The sequence below is a fragment of the Streptomyces sp. H39-C1 genome (assembly GCF_027158125.1).
Classification (GTDB): domain Bacteria; phylum Actinomycetota; class Actinomycetes; order Streptomycetales; family Streptomycetaceae; genus Actinacidiphila; species Actinacidiphila fildesensis.
Genome location: NZ_JAPVLS010000003.1, coordinates 160,718 through 183,743, shown reverse-complemented (window position 1 = coordinate 183,743; position 23,026 = coordinate 160,718). Strand labels below are relative to the sequence as shown.

General features: G+C 70.3%; 28 protein-coding genes and 2 pseudogenes. 18 read left to right on the top strand and 12 right to left on the bottom strand.

Annotated features, from left to right (window positions below; all coding sequences use genetic code 11):
* Positions 1 to 866, top strand: an 866-nt coding sequence (locus O3W51_RS03725; RefSeq protein ID WP_269283741.1) for a sensor histidine kinase, incomplete at its 5' end; no start/stop codon positions are given.
* A gap of 67 nt (positions 867 to 933) precedes the next feature.
* Here the strand turns inward: O3W51_RS03725 and O3W51_RS03720 are convergent.
* Positions 934 to 1,353: a MarR family winged helix-turn-helix transcriptional regulator gene (locus O3W51_RS03720; RefSeq protein ID WP_138354593.1), complete on the bottom strand. Its 420-nt coding sequence runs from the start codon at positions 1,351 to 1,353 to the stop codon at positions 934 to 936.
* 61 nt (positions 1,354 to 1,414) lie between these two features.
* On the opposite strand from O3W51_RS03720, the gene O3W51_RS03715 reads away from it, so the two are divergent.
* A complete protein-coding gene (locus tag O3W51_RS03715) occupies positions 1,415 to 2,185 on the top strand; it encodes an alpha/beta fold hydrolase (protein ID WP_269283739.1) in 771 nt (256 codons plus the stop codon).
* 250 nt (positions 2,186 to 2,435) lie between these two features.
* Positions 2,436 to 3,089 carry a hypothetical protein gene (locus O3W51_RS03710; RefSeq protein ID WP_138354595.1) on the top strand — a complete coding sequence of 218 codons (654 nt, stop codon included), beginning with the start codon at positions 2,436 to 2,438 and terminating at the stop codon, positions 3,087 to 3,089.
* A 53-nt stretch (positions 3,090 to 3,142) separates the two neighbouring features.
* Here the strand turns inward: O3W51_RS03710 and O3W51_RS03705 are convergent, their stop codons facing one another.
* Positions 3,143 to 3,973 (bottom strand): helix-turn-helix transcriptional regulator, encoded by an 831-nt coding sequence (locus tag O3W51_RS03705; protein WP_138354596.1) that lies wholly within the window; start codon positions 3,971 to 3,973, stop codon positions 3,143 to 3,145.
* Between the two features lie 103 nt (positions 3,974 to 4,076).
* Here O3W51_RS03705 and O3W51_RS03700 point away from each other — a divergent pair, with 103 nt between their 5' ends.
* The 5 genes from O3W51_RS03700 to O3W51_RS03680 all read left to right on the top strand — a co-directional run bounded on the left by O3W51_RS03700 (position 4,077) and on the right by O3W51_RS03680 (position 8,162).
* Entirely contained in the window at positions 4,077 to 4,787 is a 711-nt protein-coding gene (locus tag O3W51_RS03700; protein ID WP_138354597.1) for an SDR family NAD(P)-dependent oxidoreductase, read from the top strand.
* 608 nt (positions 4,788 to 5,395) lie between these two features.
* Positions 5,396 to 6,112, top strand: coding sequence for a transglycosylase SLT domain-containing protein (locus O3W51_RS03695; protein WP_138354598.1), 717 nt, complete (start codon positions 5,396 to 5,398; stop codon positions 6,110 to 6,112).
* A gap of 625 nt (positions 6,113 to 6,737) precedes the next feature.
* Complete coding sequence (locus O3W51_RS03690; protein ID WP_138354599.1) at positions 6,738 to 7,046, top strand: hypothetical protein; 309 nt, start codon at positions 6,738 to 6,740, stop codon at positions 7,044 to 7,046.
* Positions 7,047 to 7,219: 173 nt separating this feature from the next.
* The gene (locus tag O3W51_RS03685) at positions 7,220 to 7,801 is read left to right on the top strand and encodes an HhH-GPD-type base excision DNA repair protein (protein ID WP_269283732.1); all 582 of its coding nucleotides are present in this window, start codon (positions 7,220 to 7,222) and stop codon (positions 7,799 to 7,801) included.
* A gap of 28 nt (positions 7,802 to 7,829) precedes the next feature.
* Positions 7,830 to 8,162, top strand: a complete 333-nt coding sequence (locus tag O3W51_RS03680) for a VOC family protein (RefSeq protein ID WP_244808958.1) — start codon at positions 7,830 to 7,832, stop codon at positions 8,160 to 8,162.
* A gap of 45 nt (positions 8,163 to 8,207) precedes the next feature.
* Here O3W51_RS03680 and O3W51_RS03675 read toward each other — a convergent pair whose 3' ends face one another.
* The 3 genes from O3W51_RS03675 to O3W51_RS03665 all read right to left on the bottom strand — a co-directional run bounded on the left by O3W51_RS03675 (position 8,208) and on the right by O3W51_RS03665 (position 10,079).
* Positions 8,208 to 8,396 (bottom strand): DUF4236 domain-containing protein, encoded by a 189-nt coding sequence (locus tag O3W51_RS03675; RefSeq protein WP_138354602.1) that lies wholly within the window; start codon positions 8,394 to 8,396, stop codon positions 8,208 to 8,210.
* 166 nt (positions 8,397 to 8,562) lie between these two features.
* Positions 8,563 to 9,567, bottom strand: coding sequence for a zinc-dependent alcohol dehydrogenase family protein (locus O3W51_RS03670; protein WP_138354603.1), 1,005 nt, complete (start codon positions 9,565 to 9,567; stop codon positions 8,563 to 8,565).
* An 89-nt stretch (positions 9,568 to 9,656) separates the two neighbouring features.
* On the bottom strand, positions 9,657 to 10,079 hold the full coding sequence (locus O3W51_RS03665) for a nuclear transport factor 2 family protein (RefSeq protein WP_269283728.1): 423 nt from the start codon (positions 10,077 to 10,079) through the stop codon (positions 9,657 to 9,659).
* Positions 10,080 to 10,168: 89 nt separating this feature from the next.
* Here O3W51_RS03665 and O3W51_RS03660 point away from each other — a divergent pair, with 89 nt between their 5' ends.
* Positions 10,169 to 10,747 carry a TetR/AcrR family transcriptional regulator gene (locus O3W51_RS03660; protein ID WP_138354605.1) on the top strand — a complete coding sequence of 193 codons (579 nt, stop codon included), beginning with the start codon at positions 10,169 to 10,171 and terminating at the stop codon, positions 10,745 to 10,747.
* A 40-nt stretch (positions 10,748 to 10,787) separates the two neighbouring features.
* Here O3W51_RS03660 and O3W51_RS03655 read toward each other — a convergent pair whose 3' ends face one another.
* Together O3W51_RS03655 and O3W51_RS03650 are read right to left on the bottom strand one after the other, a co-directional pair.
* Positions 10,788 to 10,976, bottom strand: coding sequence for a hypothetical protein (locus tag O3W51_RS03655; protein ID WP_138354606.1), 189 nt, complete (start codon positions 10,974 to 10,976; stop codon positions 10,788 to 10,790).
* 229 nt (positions 10,977 to 11,205) lie between these two features.
* Positions 11,206 to 11,790: pseudogene (locus O3W51_RS03650) on the bottom strand (methyltransferase domain-containing protein); the annotation flags it as partial.
* 238 nt (positions 11,791 to 12,028) lie between these two features.
* Between O3W51_RS03650 and O3W51_RS03645 the strand changes: the two are divergent.
* From O3W51_RS03645 to O3W51_RS03625, 5 genes and pseudogenes are all read left to right on the top strand, one after another.
* Positions 12,029 to 13,051 carry a DNA-directed RNA polymerase subunit alpha gene (locus tag O3W51_RS03645; RefSeq protein WP_138354608.1) on the top strand — a complete coding sequence of 341 codons (1,023 nt, stop codon included), beginning with the start codon at positions 12,029 to 12,031 and terminating at the stop codon, positions 13,049 to 13,051.
* A 257-nt stretch (positions 13,052 to 13,308) separates the two neighbouring features.
* A complete protein-coding gene (locus tag O3W51_RS03640; RefSeq protein ID WP_138354609.1) occupies positions 13,309 to 13,635 on the top strand; it encodes a hypothetical protein in 327 nt (108 codons plus the stop codon).
* A 1-nt stretch (position 13,636) separates the two neighbouring features.
* Positions 13,637 to 13,957, top strand: coding sequence for a hypothetical protein (locus O3W51_RS03635; RefSeq protein WP_138354610.1), 321 nt, complete (start codon positions 13,637 to 13,639; stop codon positions 13,955 to 13,957).
* Positions 13,958 to 14,099: 142 nt separating this feature from the next.
* Positions 14,100 to 15,209 carry an alanine racemase gene (locus tag O3W51_RS03630; protein ID WP_198357820.1) on the top strand — a complete coding sequence of 370 codons (1,110 nt, stop codon included), beginning with the start codon at positions 14,100 to 14,102 and terminating at the stop codon, positions 15,207 to 15,209.
* Between the two features lie 158 nt (positions 15,210 to 15,367).
* Positions 15,368 to 15,939 (top strand): annotated as a pseudogene (locus O3W51_RS03625) (hypothetical protein).
* Positions 15,940 to 16,004: 65 nt separating this feature from the next.
* On the opposite strand, the gene O3W51_RS03620 reads toward O3W51_RS03625, so the two are convergent.
* From O3W51_RS03620 to O3W51_RS03610, 3 genes are all read right to left on the bottom strand, one after another.
* Positions 16,005 to 16,322 carry a cupin domain-containing protein gene (locus O3W51_RS03620; protein WP_138354612.1) on the bottom strand — a complete coding sequence of 106 codons (318 nt, stop codon included), beginning with the start codon at positions 16,320 to 16,322 and terminating at the stop codon, positions 16,005 to 16,007.
* 69 nt (positions 16,323 to 16,391) lie between these two features.
* Positions 16,392 to 17,714: a glutaminase A gene (gene glsA, locus O3W51_RS03615; protein WP_198357819.1), complete on the bottom strand. Its 1,323-nt coding sequence runs from the start codon at positions 17,712 to 17,714 to the stop codon at positions 16,392 to 16,394.
* Between the two features lie 200 nt (positions 17,715 to 17,914).
* The gene (locus O3W51_RS03610; protein WP_138354614.1) at positions 17,915 to 19,165 is read right to left on the bottom strand and encodes an MFS transporter; all 1,251 of its coding nucleotides are present in this window, start codon (positions 19,163 to 19,165) and stop codon (positions 17,915 to 17,917) included.
* 671 nt (positions 19,166 to 19,836) lie between these two features.
* Between O3W51_RS03610 and O3W51_RS03605 the strand changes: the two genes are divergently transcribed.
* The 4 genes from O3W51_RS03605 (at position 19,837) to O3W51_RS03590 (ending at position 21,752) form a co-directional block, all read left to right on the top strand.
* A complete protein-coding gene (locus O3W51_RS03605; protein ID WP_187144718.1) occupies positions 19,837 to 19,974 on the top strand; it encodes a hypothetical protein in 138 nt (45 codons plus the stop codon).
* 153 nt (positions 19,975 to 20,127) lie between these two features.
* Complete coding sequence (locus O3W51_RS03600; RefSeq protein ID WP_138354615.1) at positions 20,128 to 20,460, top strand: hypothetical protein; 333 nt, start codon at positions 20,128 to 20,130, stop codon at positions 20,458 to 20,460.
* 37 nt (positions 20,461 to 20,497) lie between these two features.
* Complete coding sequence (locus O3W51_RS03595; protein WP_269283715.1) at positions 20,498 to 21,085, top strand: LLM class flavin-dependent oxidoreductase; 588 nt, start codon at positions 20,498 to 20,500, stop codon at positions 21,083 to 21,085.
* Between the two features lie 46 nt (positions 21,086 to 21,131).
* The gene (locus O3W51_RS03590) at positions 21,132 to 21,752 is read left to right on the top strand and encodes a TetR/AcrR family transcriptional regulator (RefSeq protein ID WP_198357818.1); all 621 of its coding nucleotides are present in this window, start codon (positions 21,132 to 21,134) and stop codon (positions 21,750 to 21,752) included.
* A gap of 64 nt (positions 21,753 to 21,816) precedes the next feature.
* Here O3W51_RS03590 and O3W51_RS03585 read toward each other — a convergent pair whose 3' ends face one another.
* The gene (locus tag O3W51_RS03585) at positions 21,817 to 22,422 is read right to left on the bottom strand and encodes a GOLPH3/VPS74 family protein (protein ID WP_138354617.1); all 606 of its coding nucleotides are present in this window, start codon (positions 22,420 to 22,422) and stop codon (positions 21,817 to 21,819) included.
* Between the two features lie 239 nt (positions 22,423 to 22,661).
* On the bottom strand, positions 22,662 to 22,964 hold the full coding sequence (locus tag O3W51_RS03580; RefSeq protein WP_138354671.1) for a muconolactone Delta-isomerase family protein: 303 nt from the start codon (positions 22,962 to 22,964) through the stop codon (positions 22,662 to 22,664).
* Between the last annotated feature and the right edge of the window lie 62 nt (positions 22,965 to 23,026).

The following is a 23,026-nucleotide window of genomic DNA, read 5'->3' as shown; positions in this document are numbered from 1 at the left end:
TGGGCGCCGAGCAGCGCAGCCTGGAGGCACTCGACCGGCACATGCGGTACGCGGCCCTGGCCATGCTCGCCGTCGTCGTGCCCCTCACACTCCTCGCCGCCGAACTGCTGCTGCGCCGGCTGCGCCGCATCGCCGGCACCGCCCGCCGCATCAAGCGCGGCGACCTCGACGCGCGGACCGCGGGCCGCGGTCATGACGAGATCAGCGAGATCTCCTCGGCCGTCGACCTCATGGCGGATGCCCTGCGGGAACGGCTGCGTGGCGAACAGCGCTTCACCGCGGACGTCGCCCATGAACTGCGCACCCCGCTCACCGGCCTCGTCACCTCCGCCTCCCTCCTCCCGGAGAGCGAGCCCACCGACCTGGTGCGCGACCGCGTCCAGGTGCTCCGCGCCCTGGTGGACGACCTCCTGGAGATCTCCCGGCTGGACGCGGGAGCGGAGCGGGCGGACGCCCAACCGGTGCCGCTCGGCGAGCTGGTGACCGATTCCCTGCGACGTACGGGTTTGGAGACGCGGGTCTCGGTGACGGGTGATCCGGTCACCGCGACCGATCCGCGCCGCCTCGACCGGATCGTCACCAACCTGATCCTCAACGCGCACCGGCACGGTGGACCGCCGGTCGAGGTCACGGTCGACGGCACGACGATCGTCGTACGCGACCAGCGTCCCGGCTTCCCCCCGGAGCTCATCGCCCACGGACCACAGCGCTTCCGTACAGGAGCCGCGGAGCGCGGGCACGGCCACGGGCTCGGCCTCACCATCGCCCTCGGCCAGGCGCGCGTCATCGGTGCCCGCCTCACCCTGGCCAACGCCGACCCGCACGGAGCCGTCGCCACCCTCGAACTGCCGGACCAGGACGGCTGATCGGCAGTGACCGGTCGAGGCGTCGGTTCGAGGCGTCGGCCGTCCGGCGTCCGTGGAGCGGCTGGGGCTACGCGCCCGGATCGCTGTCGATGCGCCCCAGCAGGTCGAGCAGGGTGGTGCGGTCGGTGGGGGACAGGGCGGCGAAGCACGTGGCGAGGACTTCGTCGGCGATCCGATGCCCTGCCGCCAGGGTCTCTTCGCCGGCGGGGGTGAGGTAGTGCTCGATGCGCCGGCCGTGGCCCGGCCTGCGCTCGATCAGGCCGAGGGCCGCCAGCCGGCCGGCGAGCGTCCCGAACGCCTGCTCGCTCTGGAACGTCGCCGCGGCCAGTGGCCGGGCCGCGGCTCCGGGCGTGCGGCTGATCGCGCGGAGGGCGTCCCACTGGGCCAGCGTCGTACCGGCGGCGGCGAGCCGGCTCTCGAGTGCCCGGTGCTGCTTGTACTGGGCCTGCTTCACCGCTCTTCCAAGGACCTGCAGTTCATCGGGCATGGACTCAGTCTAGAGCATGACCAAGCTTGTTTATATAAACATCCTTAGTTAGAGTGAGGGCATGCCAACGAACCACACGGTTGCCGTGTACCCCGACCTGTCCATCACCCTCGCCGAGGCCGGCTCCGGCCGCCCCTGCCTGATCCTGCACGGTGGCGGGGGGCCGGCCACGGTCGCCGGACTCGCGGACCACCTCGCACCGACCATGCACACCATCACGCCCACCCACCCCGGCTGGAACGGTGCCCCTCGCCCCGCGTGGCTGACCGGTATCGACGATCTCGCCCTCGCCTACCTGCACTGCCTCCAGGACCTCAAGCTCCGCGACGTGCTCGTCATCGGCTCCTCGCTCGGCGGCTGGACCGCCGCCGAAATGGCCGTGCGCGACACCGCGGGACTCATCACCGGACTGGTCCTGATCGACGCCGCCGGAGTGCACGTCGAAGCCGAGCCGATAGTCGACTTCTTCGCGCTCGACGCCGCCGGCGTCGCCGAATACGCCTGGCACGACTCGGACCGCTTCTACGTCGACCCCGCCGACGTCCCAGCCGAGCGACTCGCGCTTCAGCAGGCCAACATGGCCACCATGCGCGAACTCGCGGGCGACCCCTACATGCACGAGCCCAAACTGCTCCGCCGCCTGCGGCGCGTCGACGTCCCCACGCTTCTGCTCTGGGGAGAGAGCGACCGCGTCGTCACCCCTGCCTACGGCGAGGCGTACGCCGAAGCCTTCGGCAACGGCCGGCTCCAGATCATCCCCGAAGCAGGTCACCTGCCGCAGCTGGAGCAGCCGGCAGCCACCTTCGCGCTGATCGACGCCTACCGTCGCTGATACGTCGGCAACCGGGGTCCGTGTACCCGGAGTTGATCTCGACGGCGCCAGGCGGAAAGTCTCGTTTCCCGCCTGACCGCCCCCCGCCCGGGGAAGGATGTCGCACAACCGCACGGGTCGAGGGGGAGGACGGAGAATGGGGATCTTCGGGCGCAAGGGACGGCCTGCGGACACACGGCCGCTGGACACACCGCAGGACGCACCACGGGACACACCGCAGGACGGGCCCCAGGACGCACGCCCTCAGTCGATGTCGCAGGACACCCGGCCCCAGGGGGCGCTGCGGCCGGTGGGGCCGCAGGACGCACCCATGCCCGGCGGTGATGACGACGACGGGTCCCGCTGGATCTACGAGGTCGCGGGGGAGTACTCGTCGGAGACCTGGGCGCCACGGGAGTCGATCCGCCGCTGGTGGCGGGTGGACCGTGACGGTAACGAGCTCGAAGGGCCCGTGGAGAACGAGAACTTCGGGCCCCCGCAGAACGACCTGCGCCGCGCGACCGACCCCGACGGCCCGCTGAGCTGGCTCCCCGACCCGGAGGCGACGGTGCGCGGCTGGCTGTCGGTCGCGCTCGACCGGATCGGCGAGGGCATCGAGGTGCACTGGCTCCAGGTCACCGGAACACCGCTGGTCCTCGCCGGCCACGACGTCTCGGACTTCGCCCCGCCCGACTTCGACGGCACCCCGCCGCCGCGCATCGGCGTCGCCGTCCCGGTGGGCTTCGGCGCTCAAATGGCCGGGCATTCCCTCACGGTGCTGTGGGGCCTGCTGCTCTGGGTGACGGTCAGCGAGGATCCGGCCGCCGACCCCAAGCAGAACGTCTGGCTACGCCACGAAGTCGACGCCGAGCGTGCCGACGAGCTCCTGCGTATCGTCCTCCAGGCGCCGGACATACGTTTCTGACGCCGCGTCCGCCGAAAGGCCGGTGGGGGCGGGTGAGGACCGGTGCGGAGCCGCTATCCGGTGAGTGTCTGGGTGCCGAGCACGGCGAGGAGGGCAAGGCGTTCGGCGTCCGGGGTGCCGGGCTCGGCGGTGTAGATCATGATGCGCAGATCGCTTCCCGCGACGCTGAGGATGTCGCAGTCGAGCGTCAGGGCACCCACCTGCGGGTGATCGATGGTCTTGCGCGCGGCCTCGTGCCGGCCGACGGCTCCGCCGTCCCACAGCTCGGCGAACCGGTCACTCTTCGCGCGCAGCTCCGCGACCAGCCGCCGTACCCGTAGGTCCGCCGGATACCGGCCCGCGGTCGCCCGCAACGCCGTGACCTGCGCGATTTCGAGTGCGCGCTGGGACTGCGGTGTGTGGCGGACGCGGCCGGGCGGGCCGAGGAAGGTGCGCCACACCGCGTTGCGCTCGTTGCCGTGCAGCTCGCCCATCAAGGCCACGTACAGAGGGTTGGCGAGCAGCAGGGTCCACGCCGCGTCCGAGACCGCGACGGGCGTCCCGGTCAGCCGGTCCAGCATCCGCTGGACGCTGGGTGTGATGTAGGCGGGCACCGTGCCCTGGCCCGGTGGCACCAGCCCGGCGGCGTGGAACAGATGCTCGCGCTCGGCCACGGACAGGCGCAGCGCCCGGCCCAGGGCCTCGACGACCTGTTCCGAAGGGTTGGTCGCCCGGCCCTGTTCGAGGCGGGTGACGTAGTCGACCGAGACCCCGGCCAGCAGGGCGAGCTCCTCCCGGCGCAGCCCGGCCGCGCGCCGATGGCCGCCGGCCGCCAGCCCTGCCGCCTCCGGGGAGACCCGGTCGCGCCAGCGCCGCAACGTGTGCCCGAACTCCGTGGTCGCCATGAACCCCACTGTGCACCGCCCGGCCCGGATCGTCCTGGTACTGGGAGTCCCAGGAAAACGGGACTCCTGGCTCGCCCGTGCGGCTGTGCCGCAGCGTGGAGGCATGACAACAACACTGATCACCGGAGCGAACAAGGGTCTCGGCTTCGAGGCCGCCCGCCGGCTCATCGCCGCGGGACACACCGTCTACCTCGGCAGCCGGGACGCCGAACGCGGCCGCCGGGCCGCCGAGCAGCTCGGTGCGCGCGCGATGCAGCTCGACGTCACCGACGACGCGTCCGTGCAGGCCGCGGTGAAGGCCGTCGAGGCCGACGGAGGGCTGGACGTACTGATCAACAACGCCGGTATCCAGGAGGAAATGCGGGACGGCACCGTCGTGATCGATGCATTGGGTCTGACCGCGGACGTGATGCGGAAGACATTCGAAACGAACGTCTTCGGCACGGTGCGCGTCATCCACGCTTTTCTCCCGCTGCTGCAGCGTTCCGCCGCCCCGGTCATGGTCAACGTCAGCAGCGGCCTGGCCTCGCTTTCCCTGGTCACCACCCCGGGAACCCCGACGCACGCCTACCCGGGCGTGGCCTATCCGGCGTCGAAAGCCACGGTCAACATGATCACGGTGCAGTACGCGAAGGCGTTCCCGGACATGCGGATCAATGCAGTGGAGCCCGGCTTCACCAAGACCGACCTGAATGCGCACAGCGGCATTCAGAGCGTTGAGCAGGGCGCCGAGATCATCGTGCGCATGGCCCAGCTGAGCCCTGACGGCCCGACCGGCGGGTATTTCGACGCCGAGGGGACTCTTCCCTGGTGAGAGACCTTCCCTGATCGCGGGCTGTTTCCCGGAGTGCGCCACCGCGCCGGGGACAGCCCGTCCGCATGAGTGAGCCAGTGGGCACCGAAAGTCACGTCGCCCCGCTATCGCTCCTCCTATTACTCGTCTTTGTTCGGTCCGACCGGCTGGCCGGCTGTCCGGTCCCGAAAAACAGAAGGGGCCGGCCTTGAGCCGGCCGGATCTTTCGCGCCCGGCGTACGCAATGCCTGGATCAAAGGGGATCGGGATGGGCGGGCGAGGGCAGGCCATCGCCGAATAGAGGCTGTTTCGGTGGCCTGGAAACCCCGCATCGAGTGAGCCCGGGCACAGGACCTACGTCACGTCCGAAGCCGCTTAGTGGACGTATTTCCCTTCCCTTTCGGGCCGCGCACAGCCCCGACGGGTGCCTTTCGGCTCTGCTTACTAAGACGGGTAGTAAGCGAGGTCTTTGCCATCGCCGGCGGGCCGCGTTAACCATGGTTCGAGCAGCACGAACATGAGCGCAGCGCCCTCTCGACACATCAGCGAGACCGGGCCCGCCACCTGCTCCGCACGCCGCCGCTACGGCCGGCCGTCCCCTGATCCCGTCTGGAAGAGGTTCATACCGCATGCCCGCACCCACTCAGCTCTCCTCCCTGCGCACCTTCCGCCCCTCCAAGCGCTTCAAGATCTCCGCTGTCGCGCTCACCGCCGCCGGCTGCACCACGGCCCTCGCCCTCGCCGGCACCGCCACCCAGAGCACCTCCGCGCTCCCCGCCATCAACGTCGCGAAGGTCTCCGCCGACGGCCAGGCCGGCACCAAGGTCCAGGCGCTCACCAAGGGAGCGGCTGTCAGCTCCTACCCGGCCTACGTCGGCAAGCCCGCCGCTGCGAAGGACGCCTCGCGCGACCTCACCAAGGGACCCGCGAAGGCCAAGCCGGTCGCCGCCGCCCAGCACAAGGCCAAGCCGGCCGCTAACCGGTCGACCGTGCGCAAGCCGGTTGCCGTGTCTGCCCCGAAGTACTCGAACAACCTGGACGGTTGGATCCGCGAGTCGCTGGCCATCATGAAGTCCAAGGGCATCCCGGGTAGCTACTCCGGCCTGCACCGCAACATCATGCGCGAGTCCAGCGGCAACCCGAACGCCGTCAACGACTGGGACATCAACGCGATCAACGGCATCCCGTCCAAGGGCCTGCTCCAGGTGATCCAGCCGACCTTCGACACCTACCACGTCGCCGGCACCGCCAATCGCCTCACCGACCCGGTCGCCAACATCACCGCCGCCGCCAACTACGCGGCGCACCGCTACGGTTCGATCGACAACGTGAACTCCGCGTACTGATCAACCCAGCTCACCCAGCTCCACCAGATCACCAGCCCCCTCGGCCCACTCGGCCGAGGCCGGCCCGAACCGGTCGTCGCCGGCCTCTCCCAGGCGTGTTCCTGGGAGAGCACCCAACTGGTCGGGCCGAAAAGGGCACATGGACTGCCGGCTATGCGAGCCAGAGAGAGCTGCGCCGGTGACGCGCCGGCGGTATGTCCACCGCATCCGCGGCGTCGAGTGCGAGTTCGCCGGTGGTGGAGTTCACCAGTCCCAGGAGAGTCCCTACTTGGGCTCGCAGCCGCTGTCGTGCCCGGCGTTCCTCCTCCGCGGACCACCGAGCGACGGAAGGGTCCCGACAGCTTCGAGCCCACGAGTAGACCTCCACCGTGCGCCGGACCATGCGCGGGTGGGGCCTTCTGGACTCATGCGTCGCATCGCTGAAGGTGCGGGCGCTGTACCTGAGGTCGTGGAGAACCACGGAACGCCACGGGTGTTCAGGCCGGCAGTCGGGTGACTTCCCGCTGTGGTGCAGGGGAACGTGGTGGTGGGCGGTGCGTGCCACGGGGCTCCGTTCGCAGCAACCGCCAGGTATCTCCTGGCGGGCTACTTGAAGCCCGCCGGCCCTGTTGAACGTGTGTTTCTCATGCCCGGAACCTTATCCCGCCGGTTCTGCGGGCAGGGATGCTGCGGGTCTGCCGGACTGACGCCGGGCGCCCGCTACACCGTCGATTCCCGCCGACTGGACGAGAACCACGCGAAAATCCGCAAGGTCTGGGACGGCCTCGGCGGCGGCGAATGGCCGGACGAGGCCCAGTGGCGGACGCTGCGCGCCGCGGACGAGCTGACCACCGAGAAACTGGCCGGACTGACCGCATCCGAGCACGGGACCGACACGGTCACCGTCATGCTCCCGATGCCGGGAATCCGCTTCCTGCGGCTGTCGAAGAACTGACACCGACCACCGGACCCGGCGCGCCCGACGGTGTGCGGCGCCCGCACTCCGGGGCCGGCCGGCCCTGACACCGGCCGGCCCCGGGGGGAAAACAGTCCCCGCCTGCCGCCGCCCCTGGGCTTGCCCGGTGCGCCGACCGTGCGGAATGCCCGGGTGGGGGCGAAGCTGGAGATATGGAGATCACGATGCGGCTGGCCCAGCAGCCGGAGGCCGACGAGCTGCTCGGCCGCAGTCCGCTGGCGGCGCTGGTCGGCATGCTGCTGGACCAGCAGGTGCCGATGGAGTGGGCCTTCTCGGGGCCGTACACCATCGCCCAGCGGCTGGGGGCCGATGACCTGGACGCGCATGCCATTGCCGCGTACGACCCGGACGCCTTCGCGGCGCTGCTGTCGGAGAAGCCGGCCGTGCACCGTTATCCGGGATCGATGGCGAAACGGGTCCAGCAGCTGTGCGCGTACCTGGTCGAGCACTACGAGGGGGACGCCTCGTCCGTGTGGACGGGCGCGGATACGGGCGCGGAGCTGTTGGGGCGGCTGAAGGCGCTGCCCGGCTTCGGGGAGCAGAAAGCGCAGATCTTCCTGGCACTGCTGGGCAAGCGGCTGGGCGTACGGCCGAAGGGGTGGCGGGAGGCGGCGGGCAAGTACGGGCCCGCCGGGGTCTACCGGTCCGCCGCCGACATCACCGGACCGGAGTCACTGGCGAAAGTACGGGCACACAAGCAGGAAATGAAGGCGGCAGCGAAGGCCGCCAAGTGAGGATCTGATCATGATCAATGGTGTTCATGTGGTGATCTACAGCCGGGATGCCGAAGCCGATCGCGTGTTCTTCCGCGATGTGCTGGGTTATCCGCACGTGGATGCGGGCGGCGGATGGCTCATCTTCAAGCTGCCGCCCGCCGAAATCGCCGTGCACCCCACCGACGGCCCGGAGCGCCACGAGCTCTTCCTGATGTGCGACGACGTCACCGCCAGCGTGGAGGAACTGACGGCGAAGGGCGTCACGTTCATCCAGCCGGTGACCGACCAGGGCTGGGGTCTGATGAGCATTCTGCAACTGCCCGGAGGTGGCGAGGTCGGGCTGTACGAACCCCGTCACGAACGAGCTCACGAGCTCTGACCCTGCGTGGTCACCGCGCCGGCGAACGCCGCCGCGCCGCCCGGTTCAGTCGCGCGTGTCGGTGTGGCGGTAGCCGAAGGGACCCGGGAGGTCCGTGGACGTGGTCCTTCTGCCGGTGGTCGACCAGGTGCGATGGCCGCCCTTCGAACCGAGGGTCAGGGAGAGCGACTTGCGGTTCACGTTGAGGCGGACGCCGGGGAAGATCCGGAACGACTTGCGGAAGGTGATGGGCATGGGGGCCTCCTCGATCGGTGTTGTGTGCGTCGCCTGCCCCAAGAGGCCTTGTTCTACCTCCTCATGAGAAGAATTTCGAGCACCCGGACGCACACGCGGACGCACCGCACTCACCTCCCGTTGCCGGGAGGTGAGTGCGGTTGGCGTCAGGTTGTCGCGGGTTGTCTCAAAGAGTGATGACGACCTTGCCGAAGGCCTTGCCCGAGGCGTAGAACCGGTAGGCGTCGGGGGCTTCCTCGAAGGTGAACTCCCGGTCGATGACCGGATGGATCCGGTTGACCTGCAGTGCGCGGTTCATCGCGAGGAACTGGTTGCGGCTGCCGACGGCCACGGTCCGCAGGACGGCGCCGGAGGCGAACAGTACGCCGGGGTCCAGGGGTTGTGCCGTGCCGGAGACGAAGCCCACGCAGGCGACGTGACCCGCCACCGCCACCGCCTTGAGCGACTGCTCCAACAGGCCCGCCACGTCGACCACGCGGTCGGCGCCCCGGCCGCCGGTCAGCTCCACGACCTTGGAGGCCCAGTCGGGCGTGGACCGGTAGTCGATGACCTCGTCCGCGCCGAGTTCGATGAGGCGCCGCGCCTTGTCCGGGCTGCTCGTCGTCGCGATCACGCGGGCTCCGAGTGCCTTGGCGAACTGGAGCGCGAACAGCGACACGCCGCCCGACCCCTGGGTCACCAGGGTCTCGCCCGCCCGCAGGCCGATGCCGTCACCTGTCAGCGCGTTCCAGGCGGTGACCCCGACACAGGGGAGTGCCGCCGCTTCCTGGTAGGAGAGGTGATCGGGGACCGGGACGAGTGAGTCCTCGCTGATCAGCGCGAGCTCGGTGAGCATGCCGTCGAGGGAGCCGCCGCGCTGTGGCAGATGCTGAAGGCCGAACGGGCCGTCCTGCCAGCTCGGGAAGAGCGTCGCCGCGACGCGGTCGCCGATCTTCACTCCGTGTACTCCCGGACCGAGCGCCACGACTTCGCCGGCACCGTCCGACACCGGGATCACGTCCGGTTTCACCGGTAGGACGTAGTTGCCTCGCAACACCATCAGCTCGCGGTTGCTCAGCGAGACGGCCTTGACGGCCACCAGGACCTGTCCGGTGCCGGGGACCGGGTCCGCGTGCTCCTTGATCGACAGGCCTTCTATGCCGGCCCCGCTGTTCACGTGGTAACTGCGCATGGTGTTCTCCATCCATCCATTCGTTCTGTGGCTTGCGGAGCTCAGCTGTCGGTCTCGGTCTGTCGGTCCCGGTCGTCGGCAGGTGGGGCTCAGCCGGCGAGTCGGTCGAGTGCGGCGGGCCCGTCGAGCCCGTCGACGGCGAGTGGTACGTCGCCGGTGGTCTTGCTGTAGCCGAGGGCCTCGACGATCAGGCCGTTCCGTACGTGCATGAGGTTGACGCCGCGGACGGAGTCGGCCGGTCCGTCGCCGAAGCGGTAGCGCCAGCGGATCGTCGCCCGTTCACCGGCGATGACGACGTCTTCGGGCTCGAACTGGGTGGTGCGGTCCTCGGCGACGGTCTGCCAGAACTCCAGGCATGCGGCGCGGCCTTCGTAGCGGGCGCCGTCGGGGGCCGGCTGGTTGGCCTCCATCACGCAGTGGTCGTCGATCAGGTCGGCGAGTACGGGCCCGTCGTGGTGGATGAAGGAGTGGTTGAAGCGGTCGATGACTTCGGCGGTGGTGCGGAACGACATGCCGTAACCCCTCAGAAGTAGAACGATTGATCTACCCGGACCATATAGACCGGTTGATCTACTCGTCAATGGGTGGCAGGCTGGCACTTATGACGACTCGCACCGCACCGGGACCTCGCGAACGCCTCCTGGAAGCCGCCCAGCGGCTGACCTACAGCCAAGGCATGGCCGTGGGCGTCGACGCACTGCTGAAGGAGGCGAACGTGGCCCGGCGCTCCCTCTACGAGCACTTCGGCGGCAAGGACGGACTGATCGCCGAGGTCCTGCGGCGGAGCACTGCCGAGGACGAGGCCGCCTACCACCAGGCCATCGAGGCGGCGGGCGATGACCCTCGTACCCGTCTGCTGGGCGTCTTCGACGGCATCGCCGCCGCCATTGACCGGCCCGACTTCCGCGGCTGCCGCTATCTCGCCGCCGATCTCGCCCTGACCGACCCCGACCACCCGGGACACGCCATCACTCGTGCGTACCGCATGCGGGTGCAGCAGCTCCTGGAGCACGAGCTCCTCGCGCTCGGACACCCGCGGCCCGTGGCTGCGGCCGGCGAGCTTCTGCTGCTCATCGACGGCGCACTGGCGGCGGGGGTCACCCGCCCCGCAACGCATCCCGCGGCCTCCGCCCGACGGCTCGCCGAGCACGTCCTCGACGCCCGGCCGGCGGCCGCCTGACGAGGACGCGGGCCTGGCGGGCGTATTGGTCGCCAGGTGGTTACCGGCCGCCTTCGTACTGCCGCAGCCGGCGCTCCAATGCTTCTCGGTGCGCCCGTTCACCGCTGAGTTGGCGGCCGAGGACGATGGCCCGGTACTCCTCCGTACGGGCCCACTCGTTGCCGCAGTCCGCGCGCCGTTCATTCACCTGGCTGGACTCGTCCGAGAGGCTCAACAGGGTTGCCTGCACGCGGCCAGAAAATGAACTACGTGGTGCAGGGAATCCTTACGCAGTTGCCGACCGCGCTGATCATCGGCGCGGCCGGGCTGGCAATGCGGAAGGTCAAGGGAAAGGCGCGGCTTCGCAAGAGCCGCGGTAGGAGCGGGGGTGGCCGGCAGGAGCGACGGTTGATGGCGCCGTTGATCCGGAGAGCGGCCGGCGGGATCACCGGCGGGCCCGTCGGCCCGCCGGGTTCGGATCACGAGGACGGAAGCCTCGCGGCCACTCCGAACATGGTCACGGACATGTGCAGCGCGCCCTCATCGGCAGCTGCGGTGAGATCGGCGTACAGCGCGTCCCGCTGCTGCTCGGAGATCAGCTCCTCGCGCAGCGCGGACTCGCCGAGCATGCGGATGAGCTGCCAGTTGACCTTGGTGTTGCTCTGGATCAGTGCCTGGGAGCCGACGTCGGTGATCTCCAGCCCCGCCGTGGCCAGTTGGCCGACGAGTTGCCGTCCGGCGTGCGGATTCGCGGAGGCCGTCAGCGCGCGGCGCATCAGCGCGGCGACGACCTCGGGGTCGCCGGGGTGCAGGAGCGCGGTCGCCCAGTCCGTGTCGAGCAGGACGACGCGCCCGCCCGGCCGCAGGACGCGGACGATCTCCCCGACCGCCTTCGCGGGCTCGGTGAGGTGCTGGAAGACGCGCTCGCACCACACCACATCGGTGCCGGCATCGTCGAGCGGCAGCGCCACCGCGTCACCCGCGACGAACCGGGCGGCGTTGCCGGCCGCGGCCGCGCGGAGTTCCGCGGCCTCCCTCAGCCCGTCGTGCGGTTCGACCCCGACCGCCTCACCCGACCACCCTGCCGTATCGCACCGACATTCGAGTCCTGGCGGCCCTTACATGGCCGGTCCGGAGCCTGGCGGCCGTCCCGAGCGCCTGGCCGGAAGAAGCCGGAAGAAGAGGGATAAACCTTCCGGAGCCGCCGACGCCAGCACGGCGCGGCTCGGCGGAGCGCTGACGCCAGTAAAGTCACGGGTGGTGGCGCCACGTCGGGGCGCCGGAGTATGGAGGATTTTTCCTGTGCTGATCGCTCAGCGTCCGTCGTTGACCGAAGAGGTCGTCGAGGTGTGGCGTTCACGGTTCGTCATCGAACCGCTGGAGCCGGGATTCGGCTACACCCTGGGGAACTCGCTGCGCCGGGCGCTGTTGTCGTCGATCCCCGGTGCCGCTGTCACCAGTATCCGCATCGATGGCGTTCTCCATGAGTTCACCACCGTGCCGGGCGTCAAGGAGGACGTGACCGACATCGTCCTGAACATCAAGCAGCTCGTGGTGTCCTCGGAGGAGGACGAGCCGGTGGTGATGTACCTGCGCAAGCAGGGCCCGGGTGTCGTGACCGCCGCCGACATCACGCCTCCGGCCGGTGTCACGGTGCACAATCCCGACCTGGTGCTGGCCACCCTGAACGCCCAGGGCAAGCTGGAGGTGGAGCTGACCGTCGAGCGTGGTCGCGGCTACGTCTCCGCCGTCCAGAACAAGCAGCAGGGCCAGGAGATCGGCCGTATCCCGGTCGACTCCATCTACAGCCCGGTGCTCAAGGCCACCTGCACGGTGGAGGCGACCCGTGTCGAGCAGCGCACCGACTTCGACAAGCTGATCGTCGACATCGAGACCAAGCAGGCGGTGCTGCCGCGTGACGCCCTGGCGTCGGCCGGCAAGACCCTGGTCGAGCTGTTCGGCCTGGCCAGCGAGCTCAATGCCGATGCCGAGGGCATCGACATGGGCCCGTCCCCGACGGTTGCGGCCCTGGCCGCCGATCTGGCGCTGCCGATCGAGGAGCTGGATCTCACCGTCCGCTCGTACAACTGTCTCAAGCGTGAGGGCGTCCACTCGGTGGGCGAGCTCACGGCGCGTTCCGAGGCGGACCTGCTCGACATCCGCAACTTCGGCGGGAAGTCGATCGTCGAGGTCAAGATGAAGCTGGCCGGTATGGGTCTGACCCTGAGGGACAGCCCGCCCGGGTTCGACCCGACCGCCGCCGCCGACGCTTTCAGCGCCGACGAGGACGGGAACACCGGGTTCCAGGAGACCGAGCAGTACTGACCGGACGACCGGATTCCCACCGGTCTCGGCCCTGCCGCCCGAAGAGAGCTTCTGGTGGCAGGGCCGGGACGGTGGGCAGCGTCCAGCAGATTCGAGCCCGTGTGGGCGTCCGGCCAGAGGGCCGGTGCACCCGGAGCGGCGCCCAGGCCGAGGCGGCCGCCTCCGCGCCGCGCCGTGCCGCGCCGTGCCACACCGGCAGGAGACGCCCGTTCGGTCCGCTGCGCGCAACCGCAGGGCCCCGCGATACCTTCTCCGGCATGGATCCGCTCACGTTCGACTACGGGGATTTGCACCTGCGCGTGGACCGGGGGGTGTTCGAGCTCTTCAACCTGGCCTCCGCCGAGCACACGTTCCGGGTTCCGCTGCGCTGGCTCGGGGCCCTGGTCCACTACAAGAAGCCGGAGAAACCCGGTCAGTTGCTCTTCGGTGTCGTCCGCGATCCGAGCGCTGCGCTCTACGGCACCGACCGGCTCGCCTTCAGGTTCGCCAGTTCGCCGGCGGTCCAGGTGCCGCCCGACGACGAGATGTTGTTCCGCACGTACTTCACCGACGTGGCCACGCTCGCCGACCGACGGATGGGCTGACATGGAATCAAGGGTCTTCGAGCACGGTGACGTGCATCTGCGGGTCGACCACGGCATCTTCGAGGTGTTCCGGCGCAATCACATCATCGGGTCGTACCGGTCCCCGCTGAGCTGGGTGAAGGTGCGTGCCGAGGCGCGCAAGGGCGGCGTGACCCGGCTGCATTTCGGCAATGTCGAGCAGCTCGACGAACCGATCTACGCCAGCACGACGAGTTCCCGGCGTCTGCTGATCACCGTCGACCTCCCCACCACCGACGAGCCCCTCTACCGCGCCTTCTTCACCGAGCTCGCCCACCTCTCCGATCGTCCCATCGCCTCGTAGCGGCAGGGGAGTCCACCGCAGGCACGGCGGGCCGTTTCTCGCTGCATTCCGGCCGGTTCTGAACGGACGTCGGACGGTGCCCGTACTTGCCGACAGTTTCACTGCTGCGCGTCGCGCAGTCGGGAGAGGGAGGTCACCGGTCATGGCGCTCACGCTCTACGTCGACCCCGTGCGCTGGAGGGCGCATCAGGATGTGGTGACCCGGCAGTTCCCCGGGATGGTCCCGGTCGTCAGGGGCAACGGATTCGGCTTCGGCCACGAGGCGCTGGCCGAGGAGGCCAAGCGCCTGAAGGCGGACGTCATCGCCGTCGGTACGACCTACGAGGCAACCCGGATGAAGGACGTCTACAGCGGACGGGTTCTGGTCCTGTCGCCGTACTGGCGCGGTGAGCAGGCCCCCGCGCTGCCGGGGCGGGTGATCAGGTCGGTGTCCTGCGTCGAGAGCCTGCGCGGTCTGAGGGGAGCCCGTGTCGTCGTCGAGGTGGTGAGCAGCATGAAGTCGCCGGGCGTCAGTGTGCACGACCTGCACCTGCTGCGGTCCGCTCTCGAGGACGTCATTCTGGAGGGGTTCGCCATCCACCTGCCGCTGAACCGGATCGGCGGCCCGGACGCCGCCGGGGAGGTCATGGCGTGCATGGAGCAACTCCGCGCCGCGGGCCTGCCCTTGCACACCATGTTCGTCAGCCATCTGGAGGCCGGGGAACTCGACCAGGTGCAGAGGCAGTTCCCCCACACGCGCATCCGCGCCCGCATCGGGACCCAGCTGTGGCTGGGCGACCAGGAGGCCACTCAATTCCGCGCGTCGGTCCTGGAGGTCAGGCCGGTCGTGAAGGGAGAGCGCTTCGGTTTCCTGCAGGGCAAGGTGCCCTCCGACGGCTGTCTGGTGGTCGTCACGGGCGGTACCTCGCACGGGGTGGGCCTGGAAGCCCCGAAGGACCTGCACGGTGTGGTGCCCCGGGCCAAGAACGTGGCCCGCCTCGGTCTGGCCACCGCCAATCACCACCTCTCGCCCTTCGTCTGGGCGGGCAGGCGGCGCTGGTTCGCGGAGCCGCCGCACCTGCAGGTCTCCGTCCTCTTCGTGCCGCAGGACGTCCCGCGGCCGAAGGTGGGCAGCGAACTCGTGGCGCGCCTGGGGCACACCGTGACCCGCCCCGACCGGGTCGTCGACTGCTCGTCCCAGGCGTGGCCCGCTACGTCCGACCTCGCTACGACCGCGTCGGCCGACTTCGACCGAGCCTGTGAGGTGGTCTGAGATCGCGGGCCACGGCAGGCCATGGCCACGACGGGCCGAATGAACCCACCGAGGACGTCAGAGCCAGTGTGCCGGGGGACAACGCGCGGACCGACGCTCCCGGCCGCGCCCGTATCAAGGGGAGCCCCGTGACCGACCCCGACCGCTCCTGGCGGCAGATGCTGGCCGTACTCCTGCGCGGCGAGAACCTGAGCGCGGACGACACCCGCTGGGCCATGCGACAGGTGATGGACGATGCCGCAGAGCCGGCGCAGCTCGCCGGCTTCCTGGTTGCCCTGCGCGCGAAGGGCGAGTGCGCCGAGGAGGTCCACGGACTGCTCGACGCCCTGATGGAGCGCGTCATCCCGATTCCGGTGGACGGCTCCGACGTCGTGGACATCGTCGGTACGGGCGGAGACGGCGCGCACACCGTGTCCGCCAAGAGCGTCTGGACACCGCGGACTTCGGACTTGCCCGCAGCGGGCAGGACGCACTGCGCGGCGGCGACGCCGCGTACAATGCGCTCGCGGTCCACCGGGTCATCAACGGTGGGACCGGACCGGTCCGCGACGCCGTACTGGCCAACGCCGCCGGAGCTCTGGCCGCCCACCGGAACATGACAGAACTCGGCCTGCACGACGCGTTCGCCGCCGGTTTGCAGGAGGCCCGCCAGGCGATCGACTCCGGCGCGGCCGCCGGGACATTGGAGCGCTGGCTGGACCTCGCCCGCTCTCTCGCCCCATTGCGCTGACCGTCAGTTCCTCACCCCCGCACACCCCCGCCGCCGGACGACCGAGGCACGCCGCTCGGCAGAAGTCAGGGCGCCGGCGGCGGAGTGGGCCGGGCGGGGTCCTTGAGTTCGATCTCGACGAAGGCCAGCCATGCGCCGCCGGCGTTGACGACATCGTGCTCGGTGCCGGCGGGGCGGGCGTACGACTCTCCCGCCCGCAGCTGTGACTCGATCGCCGATCCGTCGGGTGACAGCGCGCTGATCCGGCCGTCGACCACCGGGACGACGACGTAGTCGTACGCGTGGACGTGGTGCCCGGTGCGGGTGCCCGGCTCGAAGTCCCAGCGGGTGACGCGTACCCGCTGGTCCTCGTGCTGCACGGTCGCGTGAGCCGTTGTCGTCATCGGCCTCTTCCTTGCTGGGTGTCCGTGGCGGCAGAGCCCGGGGCGGGTGTCCGTGCATGTGCCGGCGTACTAGCCGGTGTGCCGGCCGGGGTTTGGGTCGCGGGCAGCGGTCAGTGCGTGCTCGGCGTCCGCGAGGGCCTGTGCGCGGTCCGTCGACCGCCTCCAGGTACCCCGGGCCCTGAAGGGTAGGTCCCCGACCACGGTCACATCGTGCCCGCCCTCGATGAGCAGTGTCAGCGCGCGCTCCAGCATCGCCTTGGCCGTGGTGTCCATGCCGGTGACGCGTTCGAGGTCGAGGACGACCCCGCCCGGCGCGCCCACCCTCCGCTGCTCCAGGGCGAACAGCACCCGCTCGGCCGCGGTGAAGTCCAGCTTGCCCTGAGCCGCGATCAGGGCGATCCGCCCGCCGCTCGTGGTCGTCGAGAGCATCACGGTCGGGGCGCCCGGCGCGGCGTTGTGCATCAGGTGGAGCCCGAAGCGCTCGGACAGCTCCCGGAGCGCCGCGACGCCCCGGACGGGATTGCCGGCAGCGTCCAGCGGCGGGCTGTGGAGGGCGATCCCGAAGCGGGCCGGACTGACGGCGACCAGCCCTCCGGAGACTCCGCTCTTGGCCGGTAGTCCCACGTGCAGCATCCAGCTCCCGGCGGCGTCGTACATCCCGCACATGGCCATCACCGACAACACCTGAAGGGCCACCGGCTCGGGAACGACACGCTCTCCCGTCACCGGGTTCGTGCCCCCGTTGGCCAGCGTGGCTCCCATCACCGCCAGGTCGGTCACCGTGGCCCGGACCGAGCACTGCCGGAAGTAGGTGTCGACCGCCTGGACCGGATCACCCCGCAGCACGCCGGTACCGCGCATCAGATACGCCAGCGCCCGATTGCGGTGACCCGTCTCGACCTCGGAACGGTAGACGTCCTCGTCCACGTACAGGGTGCGGCCGGCGAACCGTCCGAGACACTCCAGGATCCGCGAGAACCGCTCGGCGGGGCCGGTGGCCGGGACCAGGGCCGTGACCGCGATGGCACCGGCATTGATCATCGGGTTCGCGGGCCGGCCCGTCACCGCGTCGAGGCTGATGGCGTTGAACGCCTCACCACTGGGCTCGGCTCCGACACTGCGCCCCACATCGTCGGGACCCAGCTCTGCCAGCGCGAGGGCGAGGACGAAGGGCTTCGTCAAGGACTGGAGCGTGAACGACACGCCGCACCGTCCGGCGCGGTAGCCGTGGCCTTCCATGCTCATCAGCGCCAGCCCGAAACAGTCACGGTCCGCGAAGGCCAGCTGCGGGATGTAGTCGGCGACCCGGCCGTCGGACAGGGACCCGTAGCGGCCGTGCAGCTCCGCCAGGGCCTCGGTGACGACGTCCACGCCGCTCCGGGGAGAACTCATGGCGCTCCCGGCTCCCGGGGAACCGGGCCCGCGAGCCCCGGTTCGGGCGGGGGAGGTGGCCCGGGCGCACGGAGGCCGGATCGTCGGATGGTGGTGCGTCCCATGACGTCTCCTGGCGGCGGGACCTCCATCCTTCCTCTCCGGAGGCTTCTCCGCAGCCCGGGAGGGCCGACCGGGCCCAGGGCCCGGCTTGCGTCCGCTCAGCCGTTCGAGGGACGCGGCTCGCACGACGCCTCGCCGTGCTTGCGGCCGCGACTGCGGTCACCAACCATGAACGGCCGGGAGACAACGGTGACGACAACGGAGACCGCGGCGATGGCGGCGATCGTGGGGCCGGCGGCGAGGTGCTGGGCGACGCCACCGGCGATCGCCGCACCGATGCCCTGCCACGTCATCCGCCCGGCGGATTCAACGCCCTGGACCTGGCCGCGGACGGGATCAGGGGTCAGCGCGAGCAGCTGTTCCTGCAGGGGCAGAGTGGCGGCGAATCCTGTGCCGGCGAGGAACACCGCCGCTGCCGCGACCAGAACGGGCGGGTCGATCGCGAACAGCAGGTAGGGGACGGCGAGCAGCAGTCGCAGGGGGAAGGCGTATCGGCGTCGCTGCCCGGCGGTGAGGAGGCGTCCGACGGTCAGGTCCCCGAGGAGCATGCCGGCCGATCCGGCGGCCAGGAGGGTGCCGGCGTGGTCCGGGTCGTAGGAGATGAACAGGGCCTCGCAGCCGACGATCAGGCCGTTGGGAACCCACAGGTTCACCAGCAGCGCCCGCCGCCCGGGGCGGGAGAAGAGCGCGGCGTTGGTCGTCCAGGTCTGGCGCAGTCCGGGGCGGCGGGTCAGCCGGATCGAGTGTTCCCGGACGGTCGTCGCCACCACGGCCAGACCGAGTCCGGTCAGGACCGCGGCGACCGCGAAGACCCCTTGCGGGCTCAGGTATCGCACAAGGACGGCGCCCAGGGCGTAGCCGAGGACGGCCATGCCACCCGAGGTGATGTTCATCAGGGAACGGGCCGGCGCGTAGGCGGAGGTCGGCACGACCTCGGCGAGCAGCCCCATCCGCGTGCCGGTCCCGAGGGACTGGAAGAACCCGAGCACCAGGAGCAGGGCGAACCGGGCGGCCAGTGGCAGCCCCGGTACGGCCTGCGAGGCAACACCCAGGAGGGAGAGGCACTGGAGCGCGACGAGGGTCCGGCGGGGTCGGCGGCCGTCCGCGACCGACATCAGCGTCAGCGCACCGAACACGGTCGCGAAGGTGGCGCCGTACATGCTGACGGCGGTCAGGAACGGGGAGCGGGTTTGCTGGTCGACCAGGGTGCCGAGCGCGAAGCCCGACACGGTGCTCGCGGCGACCGACAAGGTGAAGCTGACGTAGAGGCCGGCGAACTCGCCGTTGCGGAGCAGTGCGAGATAGCTGGTGGTGGCAGGCGCCGTGGGCGCGGAGGTGTCAGAAGGCATGAAAAAAGCCTCCGGGCGCGCGCACTGGGCGCCGCCGAAGGCCAACACGGTCATTCTAGCAGCCGGCACCGGCCGGCCTGCCGGATCCGGGGTGAGTCGGACGGCCGGACGGCCCGCGGAGCGTACTCCGCGGGCGCGCACGTACACGCCCGGTGTGGTGGGATCAGCCGCGCCGCAGGAACATCACGACAGCGACGACGATCACGATAAGCACGACGGTACCGAGACCTATGTACATGCGAGATTCCTCTTCCCTGTGACGAACGATGGGCCGCAGCCGCCCTTGCCGGCCGCCGCGTTGCCCCTGTTGACCGGATACCCCGCTTTCCCCGCTTAAACGTTGGGCTGTCGTTCCCGGCGGATCCGGAGACACTGGTCGACGAGCCGGCCGGCGGTACTCGGATGCCCGTTCACACCCCTTGGGCACCCGGTTCATACCTCCGGGTGAGGGGGACGGCCTTCGGGCAGTCCAACGGCCGGACTTCTCCAACGTGACCTGCACGACGGCGGGTCGTCGGCGGACAGTGGCGCTGTCTCCTGCAGGGGGTGCGTGGTGCAGTACACAGCGTCGCCGTGGCGGCGCCTGCAGTACCGGTTCGACAACCTCGTGTCCCGCAGCACCCACCCTTCTCGCCCTCAACGCGCTCACACCCGGAACCGGCGACGCCATCGTGGTCGCCGCGGTCCACGACCGGTTGCGCGCGCAGGCCGCGACGGGTCCGACGTACGGGGTCCGGATCAACCCCGACAAGCGACAACGCGTGCGCTTCACGCCGGACGACTGGGTGATCCTGCTCGCGGAGAGCTGATGGAGCTGGGATTCGCCGGAACCGCCTGTCGTCACCAGCGTGACAACGGGCAGTTGGCGACGGGGTCAGCGGTACCCTGGCCGTCGTCCGGACTCCGGCGGTGGACCAGAGGTTGCTCGACAGGCGCCGTTGTACGACCTTCAGGGGGCGATCATGGGGATCGAGTTGCAACTGCACTCCGGGCGGCCTCCGGGGGGCAAGTCGTCCAGGACCACTGTTCTTCGACGGTCCCACGAGCACGGCGAAGCGTTGGCGCGGGCGCTGGGCCCGTACGACCCGACTGGTCCGGGCAAGCTGGCCTGGGTGGACCCCTACGGCGACACGCTGTTCAACGAGCAGGAGGCGGAGGTCGCGCTCCGGGAAGTCGCCGTCCTGTTGCAGGAGTGCGCAGACGGGCCTCAGAGGGCTGCCCTGCAGGACCTCGCGGAGCTGCTCGCGGTGTGTGCGGCAACGCCGGGCAGCTATCTGTGGTTCATCGGAGACTAGCTCCATCCGATCATTTCACGGCGGGGTCGGCCATGGGGTGCGCGAGTGGATGGTCAAGGTCGGGGTCGCACCGCGCAGCCCGCTGGCGCTGCTGGAGGAGACGGCGACGGCCGTGCGCGGACTGCTGCGCGGCGAGGAGGTGAGCGTCGACGGCCGGGAGGTCCGGCTGGACGCGGCGCGGCTGGTGCATCCGCCCGCGGCGGTGCCGCCGGTGGTGGCAGGGGTGGTCCGGCCACGTTCGCTGGAGCTCGCGGGGCGGGTCGCGGACGGCGCGATCATCGCGGAAGGGCATGGTCCCGCCGACCTGGTGGCCGCACTCGGGCACATGGAGAAAGGGAGGCAGACCGATGCCCAGCAGAGTCTGACCGTGTTCGCGTTCCTCCGCGTCGAGGGCGATCCGGCACTGCTTCAGGCCACGGTCGGCCCGGCACTGGCGGGTCACGCCGAGTGGCTGGGCCGTCCGGTCGAGCAGGTGTTCGCCGCGACCGGCCCTGCCGCCGGGGCCGCCGCCCGGGTGCGTGGGCGGCGGGAGCCGACACGGTGGTGCTGCAGGCGGTCGGCCCCGAGCCGTTGCGGCAGGTGGAGGCGGCTGTCAGAGCGCTGCGCGCGGACGAGCCCGGCATAGCCGACCGGTCTAGTAAGAGATAGTCGACCGGTCGTACACTCGCTGTATGGGACGGACCAGCGACGCCAGGGAGAAGATCCTCGGTGCCGCGCAATCGCTCATCGAGCTGCGCGGCTACTCGGCCTTGGGCGTGGCCGAGATCTGCAAGACGGCCGGCGTGCCCAAGGGCAGTTTCTACTACTTCTTCGAATCCAAGGAAGCGCTCGCCCTGGCCGTGCTCGACGAGCACTGGGCCGGCCAGCAGGCGACCTGGACGCGCATCCTGAACAGCGCCGCAGAACCACTGCAACGGCTGCGCCGGCTCTTCGAGGAGACGGAGGCCGGCCAGCTCGCCGGGCAGCAGAGCTGCGGCACCGTCTCAGGCTGCCTGTTCGGCAATCTCACGCTGGAGATGAGCAACCAGACCGAGGCCATCCGCGCGCGACTGCAGGAGATCTTCGACGCTCAGGTCGGGATGGTCGCCTCGGTCATCGCCGAAGCTCTCGAGCGCAAGGAGGTCACCGTGATCGACACCCGGGAAGCCGCACGGTCGGTGGTCGCCCAGCTCGAGGGGCAGGTGCTGTTCGCCAAGCTCTACAACAACACCCACCGGCTCGGCCCCCTGTGGGCGAACTGCCTGGCCCTGCTCTGCGCCCGTGCGCCGCAGGAGTCCATGGCCGGCATCTGATGCCCGCGGCCGGAGGTGCCGGGGCGGGGGTCGGGGCGTGGCTCGCTGTCCGCCCGTGACGCCGTCACTGGCCGCGCCAGATGTTGTCGAAGGCCGCCTCTTCGACGCGGCGCCGTTGCCGTACGCCTTCCAGCTCCGTCGCCGCGCCGTGGACGGCGGCCAGCACCGTCACGACCGCGTCGTCGGTGAGGTCGGCGATCTCCTCGGTCGGCTTGTCCTGGATGCCCACGGCCGCCGCGAGGCCGGCGAGGACGGGCTCGCCCGACGTCCAGCGCTCGGCCGCGTGGCGACGGGCGGGTGAGTCGGTCAGTGCCGCCGGGCCGGTTCTGAGGGGAATCCAGTGGTGGCGCGGCCGGGCGACATCGCCTTCGGCCTCCAGGACAGCGCGGTAGGTCGTGGCGAGGCCACGGCCCCGGCGCCACAGCCAGTCCTCGACGGTCTCGTACGGCTCCTGAAGGGTGAGCGACGAGGCCGCATCGTCCAACAGGCGATCGTCCAAGGTCCGCTGCGGGCCGGGCAGGATGCGCTCCCCGTCCAAGGCGATGACCTCGGCGTCGACAAGGTCGATCAGCTCGGCTCCCGCGAGCGCCAGCGAAAGTTCGCCCTGCTCGACGGGACGGCTGGACGTGACGTCCATGGTGATGATCAACAGGTCCCGCGGAGTGGTCATGACGGGCTCCACATCAGAAGCATCGGTGGCTTCGCTGGCGGTACGTCGCCGGAGGGCCGGCCTGGCATCAGGGGCGAGAACGGCCCGCCGGCCGCTGCTGCGCTCCCTCACCCACCGAGTCTGCCCGGGTCCGCGCCGGTTTCACCGTTGCGAAAGTCTTACGGGGGCGGCATGTCGTACCAGCACCGGGTCGTGCGGGGAAACCGCTGCGCAATGCGGCGGCGCCCGAGCCAGGCCCGTCACCGTGTGGCGTCTGTCCGGCCCGGGTCGTTGGGGTGAGGCTCGAGCGCGGTGACGGTGAGAGTCATCCACGGGCGCAGGGGCAGAGTGCCGAGCACCTTCTCGTGGAGCTCGTCCTCGTCGGCGGCCCGCCAGATCCCGACGCTGCGCAGCTCGCCGACCGGGCGCCACAGCCGCGCCAGGTTGCCGGTGGCGGCCAGTTCCCGGGCGCGAACGGCCTCGGCGGCGCGCCGCCGGTCGACCTCGTCCTGACCGGTGCCCTCGGGGATGGTGGTGGTGATCTCGACGAGGAACTTTCGCATGTCCATGTCCATGTCCTCCGTCAGCCACCAGGGCACCGCCATAACCGGCGGCCTCCCTGCTG

What these genes read in the sequence shown, in the direction of transcription:
- O3W51_RS03720 (WP_138354593.1), bottom strand. Translation starts at nt 1,353, where the DNA reads ATGCCCGATGAACTGCAGGTCCTTGGAAGAGCGGTGAAGCAGGCCCAG.
- O3W51_RS03715 (WP_269283739.1), top strand. Translation starts at nt 1,415, where the DNA reads ATGCCAACGAACCACACGGTTGCCGTGTACCCCGACCTGTCCATCACC.
- O3W51_RS03710 (WP_138354595.1), top strand. Translation starts at nt 2,436, where the DNA reads ATGTCGCAGGACACCCGGCCCCAGGGGGCGCTGCGGCCGGTGGGGCCG.
- O3W51_RS03705 (WP_138354596.1), bottom strand. Translation starts at nt 3,973, where the DNA reads ATGGCGACCACGGAGTTCGGGCACACGTTGCGGCGCTGGCGCGACCGG.
- O3W51_RS03700 (WP_138354597.1), top strand. Translation starts at nt 4,077, where the DNA reads ATGACAACAACACTGATCACCGGAGCGAACAAGGGTCTCGGCTTCGAG.
- O3W51_RS03695 (WP_138354598.1), top strand. Translation starts at nt 5,396, where the DNA reads ATGCCCGCACCCACTCAGCTCTCCTCCCTGCGCACCTTCCGCCCCTCC.
- O3W51_RS03690 (WP_138354599.1), top strand. Translation starts at nt 6,738, where the DNA reads ATGCCCGGAACCTTATCCCGCCGGTTCTGCGGGCAGGGATGCTGCGGG.
- O3W51_RS03685 (WP_269283732.1), top strand. Translation starts at nt 7,220, where the DNA reads ATGGAGATCACGATGCGGCTGGCCCAGCAGCCGGAGGCCGACGAGCTG.
- O3W51_RS03675 (WP_138354602.1), bottom strand. Translation starts at nt 8,396, where the DNA reads ATGCCCATCACCTTCCGCAAGTCGTTCCGGATCTTCCCCGGCGTCCGC.
- O3W51_RS03670 (WP_138354603.1), bottom strand. Translation starts at nt 9,567, where the DNA reads ATGCGCAGTTACCACGTGAACAGCGGGGCCGGCATAGAAGGCCTGTCG.
- O3W51_RS03665 (WP_269283728.1), bottom strand. Translation starts at nt 10,079, where the DNA reads ATGTCGTTCCGCACCACCGCCGAAGTCATCGACCGCTTCAACCACTCC.
- O3W51_RS03660 (WP_138354605.1), top strand. Translation starts at nt 10,169, where the DNA reads ATGACGACTCGCACCGCACCGGGACCTCGCGAACGCCTCCTGGAAGCC.
- O3W51_RS03640 (WP_138354609.1), top strand. Translation starts at nt 13,309, where the DNA reads ATGGATCCGCTCACGTTCGACTACGGGGATTTGCACCTGCGCGTGGAC.
- O3W51_RS03635 (WP_138354610.1), top strand. Translation starts at nt 13,637, where the DNA reads ATGGAATCAAGGGTCTTCGAGCACGGTGACGTGCATCTGCGGGTCGAC.
- O3W51_RS03630 (WP_198357820.1), top strand. Translation starts at nt 14,100, where the DNA reads ATGGCGCTCACGCTCTACGTCGACCCCGTGCGCTGGAGGGCGCATCAG.
- O3W51_RS03620 (WP_138354612.1), bottom strand. Translation starts at nt 16,322, where the DNA reads ATGACGACAACGGCTCACGCGACCGTGCAGCACGAGGACCAGCGGGTA.
- glsA (WP_198357819.1), bottom strand. Translation starts at nt 17,714, where the DNA reads ATGAGTTCTCCCCGGAGCGGCGTGGACGTCGTCACCGAGGCCCTGGCG.
- O3W51_RS03610 (WP_138354614.1), bottom strand. Translation starts at nt 19,165, where the DNA reads ATGCCTTCTGACACCTCCGCGCCCACGGCGCCTGCCACCACCAGCTAT.
- O3W51_RS03600 (WP_138354615.1), top strand. Translation starts at nt 20,128, where the DNA reads ATGGGGATCGAGTTGCAACTGCACTCCGGGCGGCCTCCGGGGGGCAAG.
- O3W51_RS03590 (WP_198357818.1), top strand. Translation starts at nt 21,132, where the DNA reads ATGGGACGGACCAGCGACGCCAGGGAGAAGATCCTCGGTGCCGCGCAA.
- O3W51_RS03585 (WP_138354617.1), bottom strand. Translation starts at nt 22,422, where the DNA reads ATGACCACTCCGCGGGACCTGTTGATCATCACCATGGACGTCACGTCC.
- O3W51_RS03580 (WP_138354671.1), bottom strand. Translation starts at nt 22,964, where the DNA reads ATGCGAAAGTTCCTCGTCGAGATCACCACCACCATCCCCGAGGGCACC.